This is a genomic window from Micromonospora sp. RTBAU3-60, assembly GCF_054963695.1.
Window position 1 is genome coordinate 1 of record NZ_JBUEGB010000098.1, and the last position, 17,451, is coordinate 17,451.

A 17,451-nucleotide genomic window follows, 5' to 3' on the forward strand; every position below is an offset into this window, starting at 1 on the left:
AAGGAAGCCCGGTTCGCGGCCGACACCAACCATCGCATCGCCAAGCAGATCGTGACCGAGGCCGAACGCACCGGCCGCGGGATCGCCCTGGAGAACCTCAGCGGCATCCGCGACCGGGTCCGGCTCCGACGGCCCCAGCGGGTCACCCTGCACTCGTGGGCGTTCCACCAACTCGGCCAGTTCCTCGCCTACAAAGCAGCCCGGGCCGGGGTGGCGCTCGTTCATGTGGATCCGGCGTACACCTCGCAGGGCTGTTCCACCTGCGGGCACATCGCCAAAGCCAACCGCCCCAACCAATCCACCTTCCGATGCACGTCATGCGGCTTCGCTGAGCACGCCGACGTCAACGCAGCCCGCAACATCGCCACACGCGGTGCAACGGACTGGGCAGCCGCCAGCCTGCCAAACGCGGCGTGACCGATGCAGCCAGCACCGAACACGATCTGCAAGCTCGGCCCTTCAGGGCCGAGAAGCTGACCGACAGCAGTCGCCGCGACGCGGTCGCCCGGCGGGTCTCCCTGTACGACGAAATCGACGGACAGGGGTCGTCGCCGATGCCGTCCCCCAGGTGCGACCGGTCGGGGAGGACGATGGTGACTGGACCGCCTTCTGGGGCGATCCCCGCGCACCCCTGGTCCTCGCCGTCTCCGCCGACGACGGGTCGACCTGGCCGCGGCGCTGGCTGCTGGCCGACGGCGACGGGTACGCCCTGTCGAACAACTCCCGCGACGGGATCAACCGGGAGCTGAGCTACCCGTCGCTGGTGGTGGACGGCGCGGGTGACCTGCACGTCGCGTTCACCCACCCCCGGCGAGCGATCCGTCACCTGCGTGTCCCGGCCCAGCTGTTGGCAAGCGAGCCGGCAACTGGAGCGCCGTTTGGGGATCTGGGCGGGAGGGTCAGGCGGGTTTGATCTCCGGGGCTCGGCCCGATCTTGCATGATTGTTGCCGTGCGCTACCTGATCCCTCACCCCGACGCGCTGGCCGAGCTTGGCGATCTGGACGTCGCTCTGTATGACGGCACGCAGCCTCTGCCGGAGAATCTGGACGAGGTCGAGTTCTACGCGGTTCCGTACGGGATTATTGATCCGCGCTTCTGCGAGCCGATCGCCCGGATGCCCTGGCTCAAGGTGGTGCAGACCGTGACCGCCGGCTACGACCATGTCCTGCCGTACCTGCGGCCCGGCCTGACCCTGGCCAACGGCCGGGGCGTGCACGACGCGGCCACCGCCGAGCTGGCCGTGGCGCTCACCCTGGCCGCCCGGCGCCGGCTGCCGGACTTCGTCGGGGCGGGGCGCGAGGGTCGCTGGGCCTCGGGCTGGTCGACCGGGCTGGCTGACGCCCGGGTGCTGATCGTCGGCTACGGCTCGATCGGCGCCGCGATCGAGCGCCGGCTCGCTGGGTTCGAGGTGGAGATCAGCCGGGTGGCACGGGGTGCCCGCCCCGGCGTACGGCCAGATTCCGAGATCGCGGAGCTGTTGCCCCGAGCGGATGTCGTCATCCTGGCCACGCCGCTGACCCCGGAGACCGAGGGCCTGGTGAACAAGGACTTCCTCGCCCGGATGGCCGACGGCGCCCTGCTGGTGAACGTGTCACGGGGGCGGGTGGTGGACACCGAGGCGCTGCTCGCCGAGCTCAGCGCGGGCCGGCTGCACGCTGCCCTGGACGTCACCGAACCCGAGCCGCTGCCCGCCGACCACCCGCTGTGGTCCGCACCGAACGTCCTGATCAGCCCACACGTCGGCGGACTGACCGCCGCGCTGGCGCCCCGGGCCCGTCGGCTGCTGGTCGACCAGGTCCGGCGGTACGCGGCGGGCGAGCCGCTCGCGAACGTCGTTGTCGGGCCGTAACTTTCGGGTCCCGGCGTTCCTGTCGCAGGCTGGGTGGTGGCGCGCAGATCAGCAGGCCGGCGCCGTGCGCTTCGTGGTCTTGAAAGCCTCTTGACGGTCGCGTAGCGACAGGCGGCGGGCCAGCCGCCCGTTGCGGCCGTTCCGACGACAATCGGGCCCAGCCACCAGGGGAGCGCAGGCCGCCGCAAGGGCCCCTGTTCGCGGCTGCCGGGGCCGGTCGAGACATGTTCATCCGCAGGTCACCGGCTTGTCGCTGACTCGGCCTCCAGTGCGGGGACAGTGGCGGTCCGACGCCCGGCCTCCGGACACCGGCGTCGCCACCTCGTTCCGTTCGTACGCCCGAAGGCAGGCCACCGTGTCCGAGCCCATCACCGAGCACGACCCCGTTGCCGGCCCGCTCGCCGAGATCGTCGCCGACTTCCTGCCCGCCGACGTGCCCGAGGCCGTCATCGGCGAGGTCATCGCCGAACTGCTGCCCGCCGAGGGCCCGCACGCGCTCGCCGACGACTCGGTGGAGGCCGTCGCCGCCCTCACCGAGTTGGTCGAGGCCGCCACCCGGCAGGTGTTCGCCCCCGATCCGCTGGCCGATCCGGTCGCGGCCCTTACCACGCCCCCGCCGGAGCCGGCCGATCCGGCCACGGCGGCCGCCACCCGCGCCGGCGTCGACGTCCGGGCGGTCGAGACGCACGTCGACGTCGCCGCCGCGGTCAGCGTCCTCGACGGGGTCTTCGCCGCGGGCGCGGGACACCACTTCTATCCGCCGAGTCTGCTGCGTAACCTGCTCGCCGCCGGCGCGCCGGTGCTGCTGGCCTGGGACGGCGAGGCTCCCGTCGGCGTGGTGCTCGCGTTGCCGGGGTGGACCGCCAACGGCCGGCCGCTGGTGCAGTCCGGTCCGATGGCGGTGCTGCCCGCCGCTCGCGGCCGTGGCGTGTCGGTCGCGCTCAAGCTCGCTCAGCGGGCCTGGGCGCTCGAGCGGGGTGTCACCGAGATCCGCTGGACGTTCGACGCGATGGCCGTCGTCAACGCCAACCTCAACCTGCGCCGGCTCGGCGCGACCGTGGAGGCGTTCCTGCCCGGCTACGAGGGGCTGCGCGACTGCGGCAGCCCCATCCCGCTGCCCTACGACCGGTTGCTCGTCACCTGGCACCTCGACGGCGAACCCGCCGTACCGTCCGACGGACACGCCGCGCCGGTGTGGGCGGTCGCCGTCGCCCCGGACGGGCAGCCGGTGCTCGACCCGGCCTGGGCCGTCGCTCCCGCCGCGCTGGTGGCGGTGCCGGCCGACATCTCCGCGCTGCGCCGGGACGCCCCGGCTGCGGCCAGCGCCTGGCAGCACGCGGTCGGCGGCGTGCTGCAGGAGGCGCTCGCGGCCGGCTGGCGGGCCGGCTGGGATCCGCGCGACGCCTACCTGCTCACCGCGCCCACCCGCTGACCGCGTGCCGGCCTGCGCGGCGGTGCCGGCCGGGTCGCCGGTTTGCGGGACGCGGCACGATGGCCCGACGTGGTTGAGTGGTGCGATGCCGAGGCCGCCACACCTGCCCCCGAGCCGGCGATCCGGATGGCTGCCCAGGATGGGAGCGTGATGTTCGCTCCGCTGCGGTTTGCCGCGTTCCGTTACCTGGCTGCCGGCCGGCTGGTGAACATGCTCGGCAACGGGGTCGCTCCCATCGCGCTGGCCTTCGCCGTGCTCGATCTGACCGGCTCGGTGCGCGACCTGGGCCTGGTGGTCGGCGCACGGTCGTTGATGAACGTCCTGTTCGTGCTCTTCGGCGGGGTGGTGGCTGACCGGATTCCGCGCCGGGTGGTGCTGGTCGGCTCCAATCTGCTCGGCGCGTCGACCCAGGCGGCGGTGGCCGCTCTGGTGCTCACCGGCACCGCGACGATCCCGCTGCTGCTGGTGCTCGGCGCGGCCAACGGCATCGTGAGCGCGCTGGCCCAGCCGGCCTCGGCCGCCGTGACGCCGCAGACCGTGCCGCCGGAGATGATCCAGCCGGCGAACGCGATCATCCGGCTCGGCATGAATGCGGGCATGATCGGGGGCGCCTCGCTCGGTGGCCTCCTGGTGGCCGCCGTCGGACCCGGCTGGGGCCTCGCCGTCGACGCGCTCACCTTCGCCTTCGCGGCGCTCGCCTTCACCGGCGTACGCGTCGCTGTCCCGCGACCAGAGCGCAGCGGCGCGAGCGTCGTGGCCGACCTCCGCGAGGGCTGGACCGAGTTCACCGCGCGGACCTGGGTCTGGGTGGTGGTGCTCGGCTTCATGTTCCTCAACGCGGCCCTCGCTGGCGGGGTGAACGTGCTGGGTCCGGCCGTCGCCGACGACACGATCGGCCGCAGCGCCTGGGGCGTGGTGCTGGCGGCGGAGACCGCCGGAATGGTGGCCGGCGGGCTGATCGCCCTGCGGATCCGGGTACGCCGGCTGCTGCTGCTCGGGGTGGCCTGCATGTTCGCCGAGTCGTTCCTGCTGCTGGGGCTGGCCCTGGCGCCGACCATCGGCGTGCTGCTGGCCGCCGGGGTGGCCGTCGGCGTCGCCGTCGAACAGTTCGCGGTCGCCTGGGACACGTCGATCGCGCAGCACATCCCCGCCGACCGGCTGGCCCGCGTCTACTCGTACGACATGTTGGGATCCTTCGTCGCCATCCCGCTCGGCCAGGTGGCGGTCGGACCGGCCGCCGCGGCGATCGGCACCCGCGACACGCTGCTGATCCTCGCGGCGTTGGTGGTGCTCTCCGTGCTCGGCATGTTGACCAGTCGGGACGTCCGTCGGCTGCAGGCGAGGGCGCCCCTCGGGGCCGCGGCCGCGGTGCCGGACCCGCCGGCGCACCAGGGACCCGGGGACGCCCCCGCCATCGCGCCGGCCGAACCGCTCAGGTGAGGGTGCCGCCCGACCCGTGCCGTGGGGGAGTCAGGGGTGCAGGTCCGTCCGCGCCTGGCCGGTGGTCGGGTCGTACGGGTACGAGAGGTGCTGGTGGATCATCAGCCAGGCGCCGTCGCGCCGTTCGAAGATCCGGGTACCGCGGGACCAGCTGTCGACAGCCTCGCCCTTCGGTGGCGTCACCCGGACCTGGTTGAGGCCCCAGGCGACGGCCAGATCACCGTTGACCAGGATCGTCAGGTCGGGAACCTGCCAGGTGACGCTGCCGTCGCCGGCGGCGTCGAGGCCGGCCTTGCAGACCTCGCGTACCTGGTCGACGCCCAGGTGCTGCAGGGGCAGGTCGTGTTCGTAGGAAACGACGTCCTCGGCGATGCCGGCCATCAGCCCGTCGAGGTCTTTCGCGGTGGTCCGGTCGAACCACCGCTGATGCAGGCCGCGCAGGTCTTGTTCGGCGGCGGCGTCGCCCCGGCCGGGATTGGGCTCGGCGGGTGAGTCGGTGAGCGGGAACGAGTGGTGTTCGTGGGCGACGACCCACCGGCCGTCCTGCTTGCGGAGGCCGAGCGTCAGCCGCAGCCGGTTGTCGGGGTCGCGGGCGAACTCGTCCGGGGTGCCGCAGCGCAGCAGCGCGTACGCGAAGGCGGCCTCGTCGCCGGCGGTGACGTCCAGCGACTCGATCTCGAACGTGGCGCCTTGGGCCTGCCACTGGAAGAACGGGGGCCAGGTCTCCCGGTAGGCGTCCAGGCCACGGACGCCCTGCTGCGGTGGCGGCACGTCGAACATCACGATGTCCTCGGCGTGGTCGGCCAGGACCGCGGTGAGGTCGCCGCGGTGCACCGCCTCGGCCCAGCGTTCGATCAGGGTGCGGATCTGTTCCTCGTCGGTAGGCACGGTCGGTCCTCTCGGTTGGTGCTTCCGTCAGGACTACAACCCCGGCCGCTCCGGAAACTCATCGCTTGTCGTTGGACCTTTTCCGCCCAGTTGGGCCGGCAGGCCGAAGGTGGGGAAGTCGGCGTCCAGGAACGAGACCACCTCGGCAACCCGGCGGCCGCGCAGCCGGAGCAGGTCCAGGCCGGCCGGGACGTACGCGGCCCGCTCGTTGTGCCACAGGTACGTGCCGAACGCGAGCTGCCCGTTGGCCCGCACCGGCAGGAAGCGCCAGCGATGCGACAGCACTGCCTCGTGCAGGAATTCGCGGATCGCGTCCCGGCCGTCGTACCAGGCCGTCAGCGGTGGCATCGAGTACCGGGCGTCCTCGGTCAGCATCGCCACGATCGCGTTGACGTCGCCGGCTTCCCACGCCGTCACGTACCGGTCGACCACCTGCCGCTGCGCCGGGTCGCCCAGCGCGTTCAGGGTCTGTCGTTGGCTGGTCTCCGGCCCCAGGTCGGCGACGACCTTCCGGGCCCGCTGCAGGGCGCTGTTGACCGCGGCGACCGTGGTGTCCAGGAGTTCGGCGGCCTCGCCGGCGGCGTAGCCGAGCACCTCGCGTAGCAGCAGGACGGCTCGTTGCCGAGGCGGCAGGTGCTGCAGGGCGGCGACGAACGCCAGCTCGACGCTCTCCCGCGCGACCACGCGCTCCTCCGGGCCCAGCCGCGCGCTCCAGCCCATGAGTTGATCCGGGTACGGTTCCAGCCACACCCGCTCGGCCAGCGGCGCACCTGCCGGGCTCAGGTCGGTGGGCAGCTCCCGCCGGCCCCTGCGTTCCAGGAGCGTCAGCGACCGGTTCGTCGCGATCTTGTAGAGCCACGGCCGGATGGACCCGTGGTCGTCGAACCGCTCCAGGCTGCGCCACGCCCGATCCAGCGTGTCCTGGACGGCGTCGTCCGCCTCATGCACCGACCCGAGCATCCGGTAGCAGTGCGCCCGCAGTTCGTCGCGCAGCGGCCCGACCAGGCGACCGAAGGCGTCGCCGTCACCGGCTCGCGCCGCGGCGAGCAACTCCGTCACCGACGGCTCACCGCCCTGCTCAGTGCGCACCTACGATCTCCGTCCTGCCTCCACCGGCTGCCGCCGACTCAGCGGTGCTGTCGGATCCGGTCCCAGGTGCTCGGCGGCTCCAGCCCTACGCCGCTGTGGAGCGGGGTGGCGACCGGGGCGCCGGTGCCGGGGACGGCCTTGACCCGGCCGAGTTCGGTGCCGGCCGGCAGCCGGGCCGGTACGGCCGGGAGATCGACGTCCAGGCGTACCCGCATGCCGGGCCAGCCCACCACGGTGAGGTCCTGCGCGGCGTTGAGCGCGGTGCCGGCGCCGAGCGGTCCGCGTACGGTGGCGATCTGATCGCCGGCCCGGACGACGGGGTGCATCCCGATCGCGGCGGCGGCGGTGCGGACCAGCGGTCGGGTCGCCCGGAACACCCGATCCAGTTGCACGGGGGTGTTGGCGCCGGGCTGCCCCAGGACGGCGCCGACGATGGTGAATGTCCGGCCGCCCACCTTGGTGACGGCGGCGAAGACCAGGCAGCCGCCGGCCTCGTCGGTGGATCCGGTCTTGATCCCGACGACGCCGTCCTTGCCGACCAGGGAGTTGTAGTTGCGCACGGTGCCGGCGACCGGCAGGGTGGCCTGCTTCTGCGCCACGATCTCCGCGAACGCCGGCAGTTGCATCGCCTTACGGGCCAGGATCACCTGGTCGACGGCGGTGCTCACGGTGCCGGGATCGTATCCGGACGGGTCGGTGTAGTGGGTGCCGGTCATGCCGAGCGCGGCGGCGGTGTCGTTCATCTTGGCGATGAACGCGTCGATGCTGCCGGCGTCCCAGGCGGCGAGGATCCGCGCCATGTTGTTCGCGGAGGGGAGCAACAGCGCCTGCAGCGCCTGGCGTTCGGTGAAGACCGCGCCCGCGACGACCGGCACGAGCGACTCGCCGCGCGCCTGCTCCGCCGGGTACGCGGCGGCCTGCTGCGCGCTGACGGTGAGCTTCGGGCCCGGCTCGCCCCGGTCGAGGGGGTGCTCGGTGAGGATGACGTAGGCGGTCATCACCTTGGTCACGCTCGCGATCGGCACCGGCTTGCTACCGCCGGACGTGCCGAGGGAGCCGACCCCCTCGACGGAGAGGGCGGCCTGCCCGGTCGTCGGCCACGGCACCCTGGGGGCCTTGCCGGGGATGGTCGCCGACGCGGGCAGGGTCCGCGTGACCGTCGGTGCGGGCAGTGGGTGGCGCAGCGGCGCGACCGCGACCAGCGCGGCAGCGGCCAGGAGCAGGGTCAGCAGGCCACTGATCAGCAACCAGTGACCGCCCGCCCGGTGCCGGGTCGGGCGTTGCGGCGGGACCGCGTTGATCACCTGGGTCGTCGCAGAGTCGAGCATTCGGATATGTCTTTCCGTGTGGCAGGCCGGCCGGTTCCACGGCGCCGGCTGCGCGCTGATGTCGGGGTCACTGCGGTCGGCGCACGAACAAGACGGTCCCGGTCGGGCGGCCTCCGCGGGCGGATCGTTGCTCCGTGCGGAAAACAGCCGGCCGGGCTGGGACAGTTGCAGGGCGACGACGCAGGGTCAGGTCGATGCCGGCACCGTAGTCATGGTCTTCCCCCTGCGGCAAGGGGCGGCGGATCCGGGCACGGCTTACCCATGCGAATCGCACAGGTTCTTCACAGCCGACCGGTTAGCTCCTGATCACCACGACAGGACCACGCCGATGGAGATCGCCGGATGTTTGACTACGACGGCCGGACGGGCTACGAGCCGATCAGCGACGTCGACCGCAAGGAGTTCCACGAGCAGGGCTTCCTGCTGCTGCGTAACGTGCTGACCGAGGAACACCGAGCGGCGCTGGAGCAGGCGGTGGATCGGATCTACACGGGGGCGGCCGCCACCGGCGGCACCAGCGCGGACGGGTCCCTGCACCTGCTCGGGTTCCTGGAGCGCGACCAGCTCTTCGGCGACCTGCTCACCCATCCCGTCACGTTCCCCTACGTGTGGGGGCTGCTCGGCTGGAACATCTACACGCACCACAACCATCTCGACGTGACCCCGCCCGCACGGGAGCCGGAGCGCCCGTACTGGGGATGGCACCAGGACGGTTACCGGCAGAACTCCGACCCGGAAACGCTGGATCCGGAGCTGGCTCGGCCGATGTTCTCGCTCAAGGTGGCCTATGTGCTGTCCGACCTCACCGAGACCGGTCGCGGCGCCACGAAGATCATCCCCGGCAGCCAGGTGCGGAACAGCCTGCCTCGGCCCGACGACGTGTCGGCGCACCATCCGGACCCCGCCGGCACGGTCGAGATCACCGCCCGGCCCGGTGACGCGTTCGTCTTCGACCGCCGGCTGTGGCACTCCCGATCGACCAACCGCTCCGCGGTCACCCGCAAGATGCTTTTCGTCGGCTACACCTACCGCTGGATCCGTCCCCTTGACGACCTGCACGTCGACGAGGGCGGGCCGTGGTGGGCGGCCCGCACACCGGTGCAACGCCAGTTGCTGGGGGAGGGGAAGCACACGGCCAACTACTGGGGCATCGACTGGGACGGCCACGTGGACGACGGCATTCCCCTGCGCCGGGAGCTGAAGCAGCGCGGGCTGCTCGACCGGCAGATCCCCTGGCTGCGCTGAAGCCGCCAGCATGGCTACCCTCTGCGACGAGGCCCGCGCGGCGGGCCTTACGAAACACCCTCAGTAGCGTCACCGTCAGTGACGGCGGGTGGCCGGTTCCCCGTGACGTGCCGGCCGCCTGAGGGGCCGATCAGGACGGAGCGACATGGGCGGACGGATTCTGGTCGCCGAGGACGATCCCAAGCAGGCCAACCTGATCCGGCTCTACCTGGAGCGCGAGGGGCACACCGTGCTGGTGGTCGGCGACGGGCGAGCCGCGCTCGACCATGCCCGGACCCGCCGTCCGGACCTGGTGATCCTCGACGTGATGATGCCGGTCGTCGACGGACTCGACGTGTGCCGGATCCTGCGCGCCGAATCGGATGTGGCCATCCTGCTGCTGACCGCCCGTACCACGGAGGACGACGTCCTGCTCGGCCTCGACATCGGTGCCGACGACTACATCACCAAGCCGTACAGCCCGCGCGAGCTGACCGCCCGGGTGCGGGCCCTCCTGCGGCGGGCCGGCGTCGTCACCACGGGCAGCCAGGCGGTGCTGCGGGTGGGCGACCTGGAGGTCGACCCGGGCCGGTTCGAGGTACGGGTGGCGGGCCGGCCGGTCACGCTGACCGCCAAGGAGTTCGGCATTCTCGAGGTGCTCGCCGGCGAGCCGGGGCGCGCCTTCACCCGGGCCCAGATCATCGACCGGGCGTTCGGCTTCGATCATTTCGTGCTGGAGCGTACGGTCGACGCCCACGTGGTGAACCTGCGCCGCAAGATCGAGACCGATCCCGCGTCGCCGCGCTACGTGCAGACCGTGTTCGGCCGCGGCTACCGGCTCGCCGCTCCCCGGCCGGGGTCAACCGACCCCGACGATGCATCGGTCCGGCAGCCCGCGGATCGCCGGCCGTGAGTTTCCGGCTGCGACTACTGCTGCTGGTTGTCCTCGTCGCGGTGACCGCGACCGTGGCGACGGCCTGGCTGACCCTGCGCCAGGCCTCCCAGCAGGTCCTCGACTCCGCGGCGGCCGACCAGACGCAGATCGACCTGGTCACCGACCAGCTGACCCGGTACGGCCAGGAGCACGGGACGTGGACGGGGGTGGTGGACCTGGTACGGGAGCTGCGCACCAGGACCGGCCAGCGGATCCACGTGGTGGCCGAGTCCGGGGTGGTGCTCGTCGACACTGACACCGAGGAAGGCCGGTCGGCCCGCCCGCTCGGTAGCAGCAGCACCATCGTCGACCCCCGGCCGACCCTGCCGGTCACCGTCGCCGGACCCGACGCCGCGAAGGCCACCGCCAAAGCGATCACCGAGTACCGCCACACCGCCCGGTACGCGGCCTGTCTGACCGCCCAGGGCGTCTCGTTGGACCGGTCGTCCGGCTACCTCGGGCTGCCGCAGTTCGCCCCCACCGAGCAGGGGCTGCCCGGCCTCAAAGAAATCATGGGGGCCTGCAAGCAAGTCGCCGCCCTCCCCGGGGACGACGTCGAGGCGAGCCGGCAGGTGCAGTCCTGCCTCACGGCCTCCCGGGTCACGATCGACGGAAGAACCCTGCCCGTCCAGCCCGCGCCCTCCACCGCAGCGAACAGAGAAGATGAATTGCGCTGCCTGGCCGACGCGTTCACCGAGGGGATCCGGGACGTGACGCCCGTGCCGGTCCGGATCTACTTCGGCGCTCGCGGGGAGGCTGCTCGCCCCGTGGCGACCGGTCCGCTGCTCGGCGCCGCCGCCGGCGTCGCCCTCGTGGTCATCCTGGGCACCGCCCTGGTGAGCCACCGGGTGCTGCGTCCCATCCGTACCCTGACCACGGTCGCCCAGCACCTGGGCCGGGGAGACCTGAGCAGCCGGGTGCCGGTGCACGGCAACGACGAGTTGGCCCACCTCGGCCGCTCGTTCAACCGGATGGCCGACTCGCTGCAACGCGGTGAGGAACGACAACGGCGCCTCGTCGCCGACGTGGCGCACGAACTCCGCACCCCCCTGGCCAACCTGCGCGGCTACCTCGAAGCGCTCGCCGACGGCGTGATCGCCCCCGACCCCGAACTCTTCGCCTCCCTGCACGAGGAGGCCGTGCTCCAGCAACGGATCGTCGACGACCTGCAGGACCTGGCGCTCGCCGAGGCGGGAAGACTCGCCTACCACCGGGTAGCGGTCGACGTGGCCGAACTTCTGGAGACCTGCCGGACGGCGCACCGGGCGCGGGCCGAGGCCGCCGGAGTGACGCTGACCGTCCAGGTCGAGCCGCAGCCGGCCGTCTCGGGAGGGGGTGCCGCGCCGCCGCTGGTGAGCGTCGACCCGGACCGGCTGCGCCAGGTTCTCGGCAACCTGATCACGAACGCGGTACGGGCAACCGCGCCCGGCGGCAGCATCTCCCTGCACGCCACCGGGACCGCGGCGGCCGCCGTGATCCGGGTCGCCGACACCGGCACCGGCATCGAACCCTCGGCGCTACCGCACATCTTCGATCGGTTCTGGCGAGCCGACCCGGCCCGTGGGCGGCAGACCGGCGGCGGCGGGCTCGGACTCGCGATCGCCCGGCAGATCGTCACCGACCACGGCGGCACCATCACGGTCGCCAGCCAGGTCGGCGTCGGCACCACCTTCACCATCACCCTGCCCGCCCTCGTCCGGTGACGAGCTGTCCCGGTGGGCGACGGAGGCGTCGTCCCCGGCCGCGACCAGCTCAGGAAGTGGTGTCCGCCTCGGTGTAGCCGTGGGCGAGCAGCGCGGCGAGAAGCCGTTCCTCCCACGCCGTCTCGTCGGGGTCCCACCATCGGTGCTCCTGTGGGCACTGCCAGTTCGGCGCCGCTTCGGGAACCAGACACCCACCGAGCGCCAGGTGCCCGTCGGCGGCAGCGTCGCGCGCTTCCGGGACGGGCAGACCAAACATCAGCGGCACCCCCGGCGCGCCGCACTCAGGGCAGGTGGGAATCACGTCGCCACGGTACTCGTCCGCCGAGATCGGCCGGCCGACGGCCCGGCCCGGGCAGCTGATCATCGACCTCGGCGGCGTGACCTCTTGTGATTCCACGGCCCGCCAGTCGGGGCACGTCCGCGGTCAACCGCGGTGGCCCGGATGTGCGGGTGAACTGTGCGGAGTGTGGTGCGTTGCCGTGGTGGCGGTCGTATGGGCGGGCCTGCTGGTGGCGACCAGCAGCGCGAGGCCACCGATGACCAGGGTGAGTCCGCCAACCAGTGCCTTGGTCCGCCATCGATGAAGGCGTCGGGCCCCGTTGGGTGGCAGCCGGGGCAGGTCTGCGACCCGTGGTCGGGTTGGCGCGGCCCGAGAGTTCATCACCGGCCACTCTGGTGGCGAACTTCGCTCTCGGGACGTCATTGCTGCCTCCAGTTGAACCGCTGCACCGACTCGGACGGCTCGGCGGGGAAGGGGTCGGCGAGCCGTCCGGGCGCAAGGACCGGCTGTACCCGGTCCTCACCCGCATGAGCGCCAGGTCGCTCGGCCACATTACGCAAGCATGCGGCATCTGCGGTGGGATTGTGTCCGTGGCCGGCTGATCACCCGGACATGTGTACGAGCGACCGCCTCGGCGTGCCCGCGATGCCCGTAGGCCGTTTCGTGTGACCCACAGCGCCAGAAATCAAACTAGAGTGCGTCGAATGGAACAAACGGCCGATCGTTCGGCCAGACGCGCATATCGCGGCGCGCGCCATCGGGCGCCGAGTTCAGCCCTGTCCGGTCGAAGCCGCAGGCGACCACCTACCTACCTCTGGCTGGTCCTGTTCAGCGGCCTCGCCGGCGTGTTGCTGCTCGCCCTCCGGCCAGGCTCGGCCGACACCGACCAGGACCAGCAGCCCGTGGCCCCAGGCCCGGCGATCGGCCTGCCACGGGAGACCGATCCGATCGAATTGACCGATCAGACACCGACGCCGGCCCCGGCGTCCCGGACGGCCGAGCCCGAGGTATCCGAATCGGCCTCTCCGACGCCCACACCGACGTCGTCTCCGACACCCACCCCAACTCCCACCGCATCGCCGTCGCCCAGTCAGTCGCCGACCCCTGGCCCCACCGCCCAGCCGGTGCTGCTCGGCCCGGACGGCGCAGGCGAACTGGCGGCCATGGCGGAAAGCTACTGCGACCGGCACGTCTCGGGGTCGAGCTCAGCCAGTGCCCGCTCGGACGGCCGCTGGGAATGCCGCCGCTTCCTCGCGTCACCGCGGATCGTCAACATGGACACCGCCTGCCGCGACCGATACGGCGCGGACGCGTACGCGCAGAACTCGACCGGCGACGCGTACGACTGGCGCTGCTACCACCTCCAGGCGGTTTGACCGACGCCCCGCGTGCCGTTGATGGTTGTTGTCGCATACGCGGACCTGGTGGTGTCTACGTCGTATCGGCGGACGTCAGGGGCCGCTGCTCGCGCGGTGGCCTGCGGCGCAGGTCGAATGTGCCTGGACACCGGGTGAACGCCCAGCCGGCGATCGCGAGAGCGATCAGACAGAGCGCTGCCGGAACGACGAAGCCGAGCTGGTGTCCCAGCGCGGCAACGGACACGGTCGCCACGAGACTTCCGTTGACGGTCGCCACGTTCTCGTGACTGAGGTATATCGACGTGGCCGTGCCGGCACGTCCGGCCATCAACCGCTGGGCCAGGTCGAGGCCGGCGATGACCGTGGCGGCGCCGAAGACCGCGTAGACGACCTGCAGCAGCATCAGCTGTCCAGGTGTGGTGACGACGACGAGGGCGCCGTAGTAGACCACGATCGCGGCACCGCCGGTCAGGAACACCGTCCCGCGTCCCCAACGCAGGGCCGCGAACGCCGCGATCGGCATGAGGACCAGTTCGCACAGCGGCGGCAGCGCGAGCACGATGCCAGTCATCTGCACCGGGGCGTGCAGAGACACGGTCACCAGGATCGGCAGCTGGGCCAGCAGCATGACGCGTCCGCTGGAGAACAGCACCATGACGGCCACGAGGACCAGCAGTGGCCGCTGACCACCGGCCACCCCTTTCCCGACACCGCGCCGGTCGTCGGTGCTGTCCTCCGGCGCCGGCTGCGGTGCCGCGACGGTGTCACGCCCGCGCAGCAGGTACCACGACAGCGCCAGGCAGCCGAGGCATGCGACGGCCACGACCCGGAAGAGCGGACGCGCCCCGAGGTAGGCCAGGCCGAGACCGCCGATGCCGAATCCGGTGAACGAGCCGATGGACAACACCACGCGCATCATGGCGATCACGGTGGTGGAGGTGGCCATGTCGTCCCGGTGCTCGACGAGGTCACGCGCGTAGGCCATCAGCTGCGCGTTGGGGACGCCGACCGCGCAGAAGAACACGACCCCGACGGCGAGCATCGCCGGGTACGACCGCACGCTCGCCAGGATCGCGTAGCCGATGCCCAGCCACGCGAGACTCACCGGAATGATCACGCGTCGCACGCCCCGGAGGTCGGAGACGTGGCCCGTGGCGAGCAGCACCGCCATGCTGGCCAGTGCCACGACGACGAAGTTGACCGTCACCATGGTGTCCGAGGCGCCCAGCTCGTTCCGGGCGAACAACGACAGCGCACCGAGCGCCGCGAACGACGCCGTCGAGCTGACCAGCATCAACACCATCAATGGCCGGTACGGGGCGGCGGCGCGCCACGCAACCGCGAACCGGCTGTTCCCGCCGGCCACTACTGCTCCTTGAGGCGGCGGTTCACCTCATCGGCGACCCGCCGGTTCAGCTCGGCCAGCTGCTCATCGGTGTACCTGGTCAGGTCGCCCGGAGCCGTGCCGCCGTTCGCCGCCTGCTCCTGCTGTTTCTGCTGCTCCCGGCGTTGCAGCTCCTGCTCCTCCGGCGAGCCGGGGGCGGCGTATGCGCACCGGACCAGGGTTCCGTCGGCGTTCTTGAGGCAGGTCGCCTCCCGGCCGTTGATCTGGCCCCAGCCCTCCACCCGGTACCGGAGACTCTGCTCACTGCCGACCGTGGCGGTCCACGTGCTGCCGCCCGTCGGCACCACCTCGAACACCTGGTCGTCGTTCCAGCAGCAGACGTCCCGGTACTCCGCCTTGATCAGGGCGACGATCGCCTGCGGCGACGACCAGGTCGGGTTGAGCCGGTGTACGGTTAGCGGGGCGAGACCGCTGCCGGAGTGCCGGGTCGGCACGGTTGACACCGCCACCACCGAACTGGCCTCGCCCTGCGGGGTGAGCGGGGTGACGTAGGCGCTGCGTCCACTGTTGTCGCCGTAGCGCAGGGCGAACTCCGACTCGTTGCCCTCGTTGGCGCCGTCCTCGGAGGCGTCCCAGCCGCTGCGCTCGAACCACCAGTCGGCGAAGCTGCCGACGGCGGTGGTGCCCTCTCGCTGCCGGGCGGCCAGGCTGATCGGATACGACGGTCCGGGCACCTTCGTCGTGTCGTCGATGATCGTGACCTGCCCGGTCCGGCCGTCGTACCGCGCCACCCCGGCCGGCCGTTCGGTCACCACCAGGATTCCGGTCTGCCGCTTCAGCGGCACCACCACGATCGGGGTGTCGCCCTCGCAGTGGACGTACGCGTCCTCGGCGGAGAACCGGACCCAGCGCCGCTCGGCGGAAATCTTGCGGCCCAGGTTGTGGGTGAACCAGCCACCGATCCGCGCGTCGGCGGCCGACACGTCGAACTGGCACCGCTGCTGCATGCGGCTGGTGCCGCCCAGCGGGACCTCCTGCACCAGGCCGACCTCGTAACCGGCCAGCCAGCCGCGCCGCTCGACCAGGACACCGAACCGGTCGGAGTCGGGCAGATAGCTGATGTCGGTGATCTCGCCGGTGACGTCACCCAGGTTGGGCGCGGCCTGTGCCTTGCCGACCAAGTACGGCGCCCGCGCGGTCAGCTCCGGGACCGGATCGGTCACCACCCGCATGGTGCTCACGTACGCCCGGTCCTGGAGGTATTCGCCGTAGACCAGCCAGCACACCCCCAGCGCCAGGCCGACAGCGGCGCCCAGCCAGCCGAGGACGACGACTCCGCCCGTTGCCGGAGGCGCGGTCCTGCGCCCGCGGAGCCGATAGGCGAGCAGTCGCACCAGGGCCGGCGCCCCGGCGAGCAGGGCCAGCAGGGCCGGCGCCACCAGCCAGGGCACGAGCTTGCGGAGCTCCCACACGAGGATAGTGGTGGCGTACGAGGCGTACCAGGCGATGGCGCCGAGCAAGAGGAGCAGGAAGAACGGTGTACCCACCCGCAGTACCCGGCCCATCGACACTCTCCTCTCGGAACGACGAGGCCCGATCCTATTTCTGTGGGTCAAGACGGCTCCGGAGGGGTGCCGCCCGGGCGAGGCGCGGCGGTTGCCTGGCGGATCGAAGCTGATTCCATGCGCACGGCCCTTTCGTTCTCGTGCGATCCGCATCGCAAGCAAGGGCCGCGCGACGGCCGTCTCGTCGGTGGTGGGCGGCGCTGTTCGTCGCGAAGGGCCCACAGGGGCCTCCCCGACTATTCGCCGTGTTGGTGATGTTTCGTCTCCTCCATCTGGTATGCCTCGGTTGTCCTTCTCGGCAAGGATGAGGGCATGTTTGCGGGGAACAAGTGGTGGGGCCGGCTCGCCGCGGTCCTTGGTGCGGTCGTGTTCTCGGTGTTCGTGCCGGTCGCGGCCTGGGCGTCCACCGGGACCGGCGAGCGGGCGGTGGAAGCGGTCGCGCGCAGGCCGCGAGGCGGTGCGGGCCTGGTCTGCTGCCTGGTGGTCATCTTCGTGGCCGTGTTGCTGGTGCTGTGGTTGGTACGCCGCCGGCGGGGCAGGCCGCGCTGACCCGGTCGTCTCCGCGGGCGAGCATGCGGATGGCGTGTGGGTGGTGTCGGGTCAGCCGGGGAGTCACTTGCGTTTGCGGATCTCCTCGGCGGCCTGGGGGACGACTTTGAACAGGTCGCCGACGACGCCGAAGTCGGCGAGTTCGAAGATCGGCGCCTCGGCGTCCTTGTTGACCGCGACGATGGTCTTCGAGGTTTGCATGCCGGCCCGGTGCTGGATCGCCCCGGAGATGCCCAGCGCGATGTAGAGCTGGGGGGAGACGGTTTTGCCGGTCTGGCCCACTTGGAACTGGTGGGGGTAGTAGCCGGAGTCGACCGCGGCGCGGGACGCGCCGACGGCGCCGCCGAGCAGGTCGGCCAGTTCCTCGACGAGTTTGAAGTTGTCGGCGTTGCCGACCCCGCGGCCGCCGGAGACGACGACGGAGGCTTCGGTGAGTTCGGGGCGGGTGCCCTTCTGCTCGGCGACG

Annotated in this window: 17 protein-coding genes; 10 read left to right on the forward strand and 7 right to left on the reverse strand. The window is 71.7% G+C overall.

The window, feature by feature from the left end:
- The 5 genes from ACY34I_RS37590 to ACY34I_RS37610 form a co-directional block, all read left to right on the forward strand.
- The coding region (locus ACY34I_RS37590) for an RNA-guided endonuclease InsQ/TnpB family protein (protein WP_462759931.1) at positions 1 to 417 on the forward strand (417 nt) is incomplete at its 5' end.
- Positions 418 to 568: 151 nt separating this feature from the next.
- On the forward strand, positions 569 to 913 hold the full coding sequence (locus ACY34I_RS37595; protein WP_462759932.1) for an exo-alpha-sialidase: 345 nt from the start codon (positions 569 to 571) through the stop codon (positions 911 to 913).
- 37 nt (positions 914 to 950) lie between these two features.
- On the forward strand, positions 951 to 1,850 hold the full coding sequence (locus tag ACY34I_RS37600) for a 2-hydroxyacid dehydrogenase (protein WP_462759933.1): 900 nt from the start codon (positions 951 to 953) through the stop codon (positions 1,848 to 1,850).
- Between the two features lie 355 nt (positions 1,851 to 2,205).
- The gene (locus ACY34I_RS37605; protein WP_462759934.1) at positions 2,206 to 3,282 is read left to right on the forward strand and encodes a GNAT family N-acetyltransferase; all 1,077 of its coding nucleotides are present in this window, start codon (positions 2,206 to 2,208) and stop codon (positions 3,280 to 3,282) included.
- A 150-nt stretch (positions 3,283 to 3,432) separates the two neighbouring features.
- Entirely contained in the window at positions 3,433 to 4,722 is a 1,290-nt protein-coding gene (locus ACY34I_RS37610; protein WP_462759947.1) for an MFS transporter, read from the forward strand.
- 30 nt (positions 4,723 to 4,752) lie between these two features.
- On the opposite strand, the gene ACY34I_RS37615 is transcribed toward ACY34I_RS37610, so the two are convergent.
- The 3 genes from ACY34I_RS37615 to ACY34I_RS37625 are packed head-to-tail and all read right to left on the reverse strand — an operon-like array spanning position 4,753 to position 8,027.
- Complete coding sequence (locus ACY34I_RS37615) at positions 4,753 to 5,610, reverse strand: YybH family protein (RefSeq protein ID WP_462759935.1); 858 nt, start codon at positions 5,608 to 5,610, stop codon at positions 4,753 to 4,755.
- 33 nt (positions 5,611 to 5,643) lie between these two features.
- Entirely contained in the window at positions 5,644 to 6,699 is a 1,056-nt protein-coding gene (locus ACY34I_RS37620) for a sigma-70 family RNA polymerase sigma factor (protein ID WP_462759936.1), read from the reverse strand.
- A 38-nt stretch (positions 6,700 to 6,737) separates the two neighbouring features.
- The gene (locus tag ACY34I_RS37625; protein WP_462759937.1) at positions 6,738 to 8,027 is read right to left on the reverse strand and encodes a D-alanyl-D-alanine carboxypeptidase family protein; all 1,290 of its coding nucleotides are present in this window, start codon (positions 8,025 to 8,027) and stop codon (positions 6,738 to 6,740) included.
- Between the two features lie 342 nt (positions 8,028 to 8,369).
- Here ACY34I_RS37625 and ACY34I_RS37630 point away from each other — a divergent pair, with 342 nt between their 5' ends.
- The 3 genes from ACY34I_RS37630 (at position 8,370) to ACY34I_RS37640 (ending at position 11,888) form a co-directional block, all read left to right on the forward strand.
- Positions 8,370 to 9,272 carry a phytanoyl-CoA dioxygenase family protein gene (locus tag ACY34I_RS37630; protein WP_462759938.1) on the forward strand — a complete coding sequence of 301 codons (903 nt, stop codon included), beginning with the start codon at positions 8,370 to 8,372 and terminating at the stop codon, positions 9,270 to 9,272.
- A gap of 145 nt (positions 9,273 to 9,417) precedes the next feature.
- Positions 9,418 to 10,164 carry a response regulator transcription factor gene (locus tag ACY34I_RS37635; protein ID WP_462759939.1) on the forward strand — a complete coding sequence of 249 codons (747 nt, stop codon included), beginning with the start codon at positions 9,418 to 9,420 and terminating at the stop codon, positions 10,162 to 10,164.
- Positions 10,161 to 11,888 carry a sensor histidine kinase gene (locus ACY34I_RS37640; RefSeq protein ID WP_462759940.1) on the forward strand — a complete coding sequence of 576 codons (1,728 nt, stop codon included), beginning with the start codon at positions 10,161 to 10,163 and terminating at the stop codon, positions 11,886 to 11,888. The genes ACY34I_RS37635 and ACY34I_RS37640 overlap by 4 nt, the downstream gene beginning before the upstream one ends.
- A gap of 49 nt (positions 11,889 to 11,937) precedes the next feature.
- On the opposite strand, the gene ACY34I_RS37645 is transcribed toward ACY34I_RS37640, so the two are convergent.
- Entirely contained in the window at positions 11,938 to 12,189 is a 252-nt protein-coding gene (locus ACY34I_RS37645; RefSeq protein ID WP_462759941.1) for a hypothetical protein, read from the reverse strand.
- 683 nt (positions 12,190 to 12,872) lie between these two features.
- Between ACY34I_RS37645 and ACY34I_RS37650 the strand changes: the two genes are divergently transcribed.
- Complete coding sequence (locus tag ACY34I_RS37650) at positions 12,873 to 13,544, forward strand: hypothetical protein (RefSeq protein ID WP_462759942.1); 672 nt, start codon at positions 12,873 to 12,875, stop codon at positions 13,542 to 13,544.
- 55 nt (positions 13,545 to 13,599) lie between these two features.
- Here ACY34I_RS37650 and ACY34I_RS37655 read toward each other — a convergent pair whose 3' ends face one another.
- Together ACY34I_RS37655 and ACY34I_RS37660 are read right to left on the reverse strand one after the other, a co-directional pair.
- Positions 13,600 to 14,892: an MFS transporter gene (locus tag ACY34I_RS37655; protein WP_462759943.1), complete on the reverse strand. Its 1,293-nt coding sequence runs from the start codon at positions 14,890 to 14,892 to the stop codon at positions 13,600 to 13,602.
- Positions 14,892 to 16,436 (reverse strand): hypothetical protein, encoded by a 1,545-nt coding sequence (locus tag ACY34I_RS37660; protein ID WP_462759944.1) that lies wholly within the window; start codon positions 16,434 to 16,436, stop codon positions 14,892 to 14,894. The genes ACY34I_RS37655 and ACY34I_RS37660 overlap by 1 nt, the downstream gene beginning before the upstream one ends.
- A 312-nt stretch (positions 16,437 to 16,748) precedes the next feature.
- Between ACY34I_RS37660 and ACY34I_RS37665 the strand changes: the two genes are divergently transcribed.
- Positions 16,749 to 16,985: a hypothetical protein gene (locus tag ACY34I_RS37665; protein WP_462759945.1), complete on the forward strand. Its 237-nt coding sequence runs from the start codon at positions 16,749 to 16,751 to the stop codon at positions 16,983 to 16,985.
- Between the two features lie 63 nt (positions 16,986 to 17,048).
- Here the strand turns inward: ACY34I_RS37665 and ACY34I_RS37670 are convergent.
- Positions 17,049 to 17,451: electron transfer flavoprotein subunit alpha/FixB family protein (locus ACY34I_RS37670; protein WP_462759946.1), on the reverse strand; the 403-nt coding region annotated here is incomplete at its 5' end.

Bases quoted from the DNA above. Each gene is read 5' to 3' on its own strand.
- ACY34I_RS37610 (WP_462759947.1), top strand. From the start codon at position 3,433: ATGTTCGCTCCGCTGCGGTTTGCCGCGTTCCGTTACCTGGCTGCCGGC.
- ACY34I_RS37625 (WP_462759937.1), bottom strand. From the start codon at position 8,027: ATGCTCGACTCTGCGACGACCCAGGTGATCAACGCGGTCCCGCCGCAA.
- ACY34I_RS37630 (WP_462759938.1), top strand. From the start codon at position 8,370: ATGTTTGACTACGACGGCCGGACGGGCTACGAGCCGATCAGCGACGTC.
- ACY34I_RS37635 (WP_462759939.1), top strand. From the start codon at position 9,418: ATGGGCGGACGGATTCTGGTCGCCGAGGACGATCCCAAGCAGGCCAAC.
- ACY34I_RS37650 (WP_462759942.1), top strand. From the start codon at position 12,873: ATGGAACAAACGGCCGATCGTTCGGCCAGACGCGCATATCGCGGCGCG.
- ACY34I_RS37660 (WP_462759944.1), bottom strand. From the start codon at position 16,436: ATGGGCCGGGTACTGCGGGTGGGTACACCGTTCTTCCTGCTCCTCTTG.
- ACY34I_RS37665 (WP_462759945.1), top strand. From the start codon at position 16,749: ATGTTTGCGGGGAACAAGTGGTGGGGCCGGCTCGCCGCGGTCCTTGGT.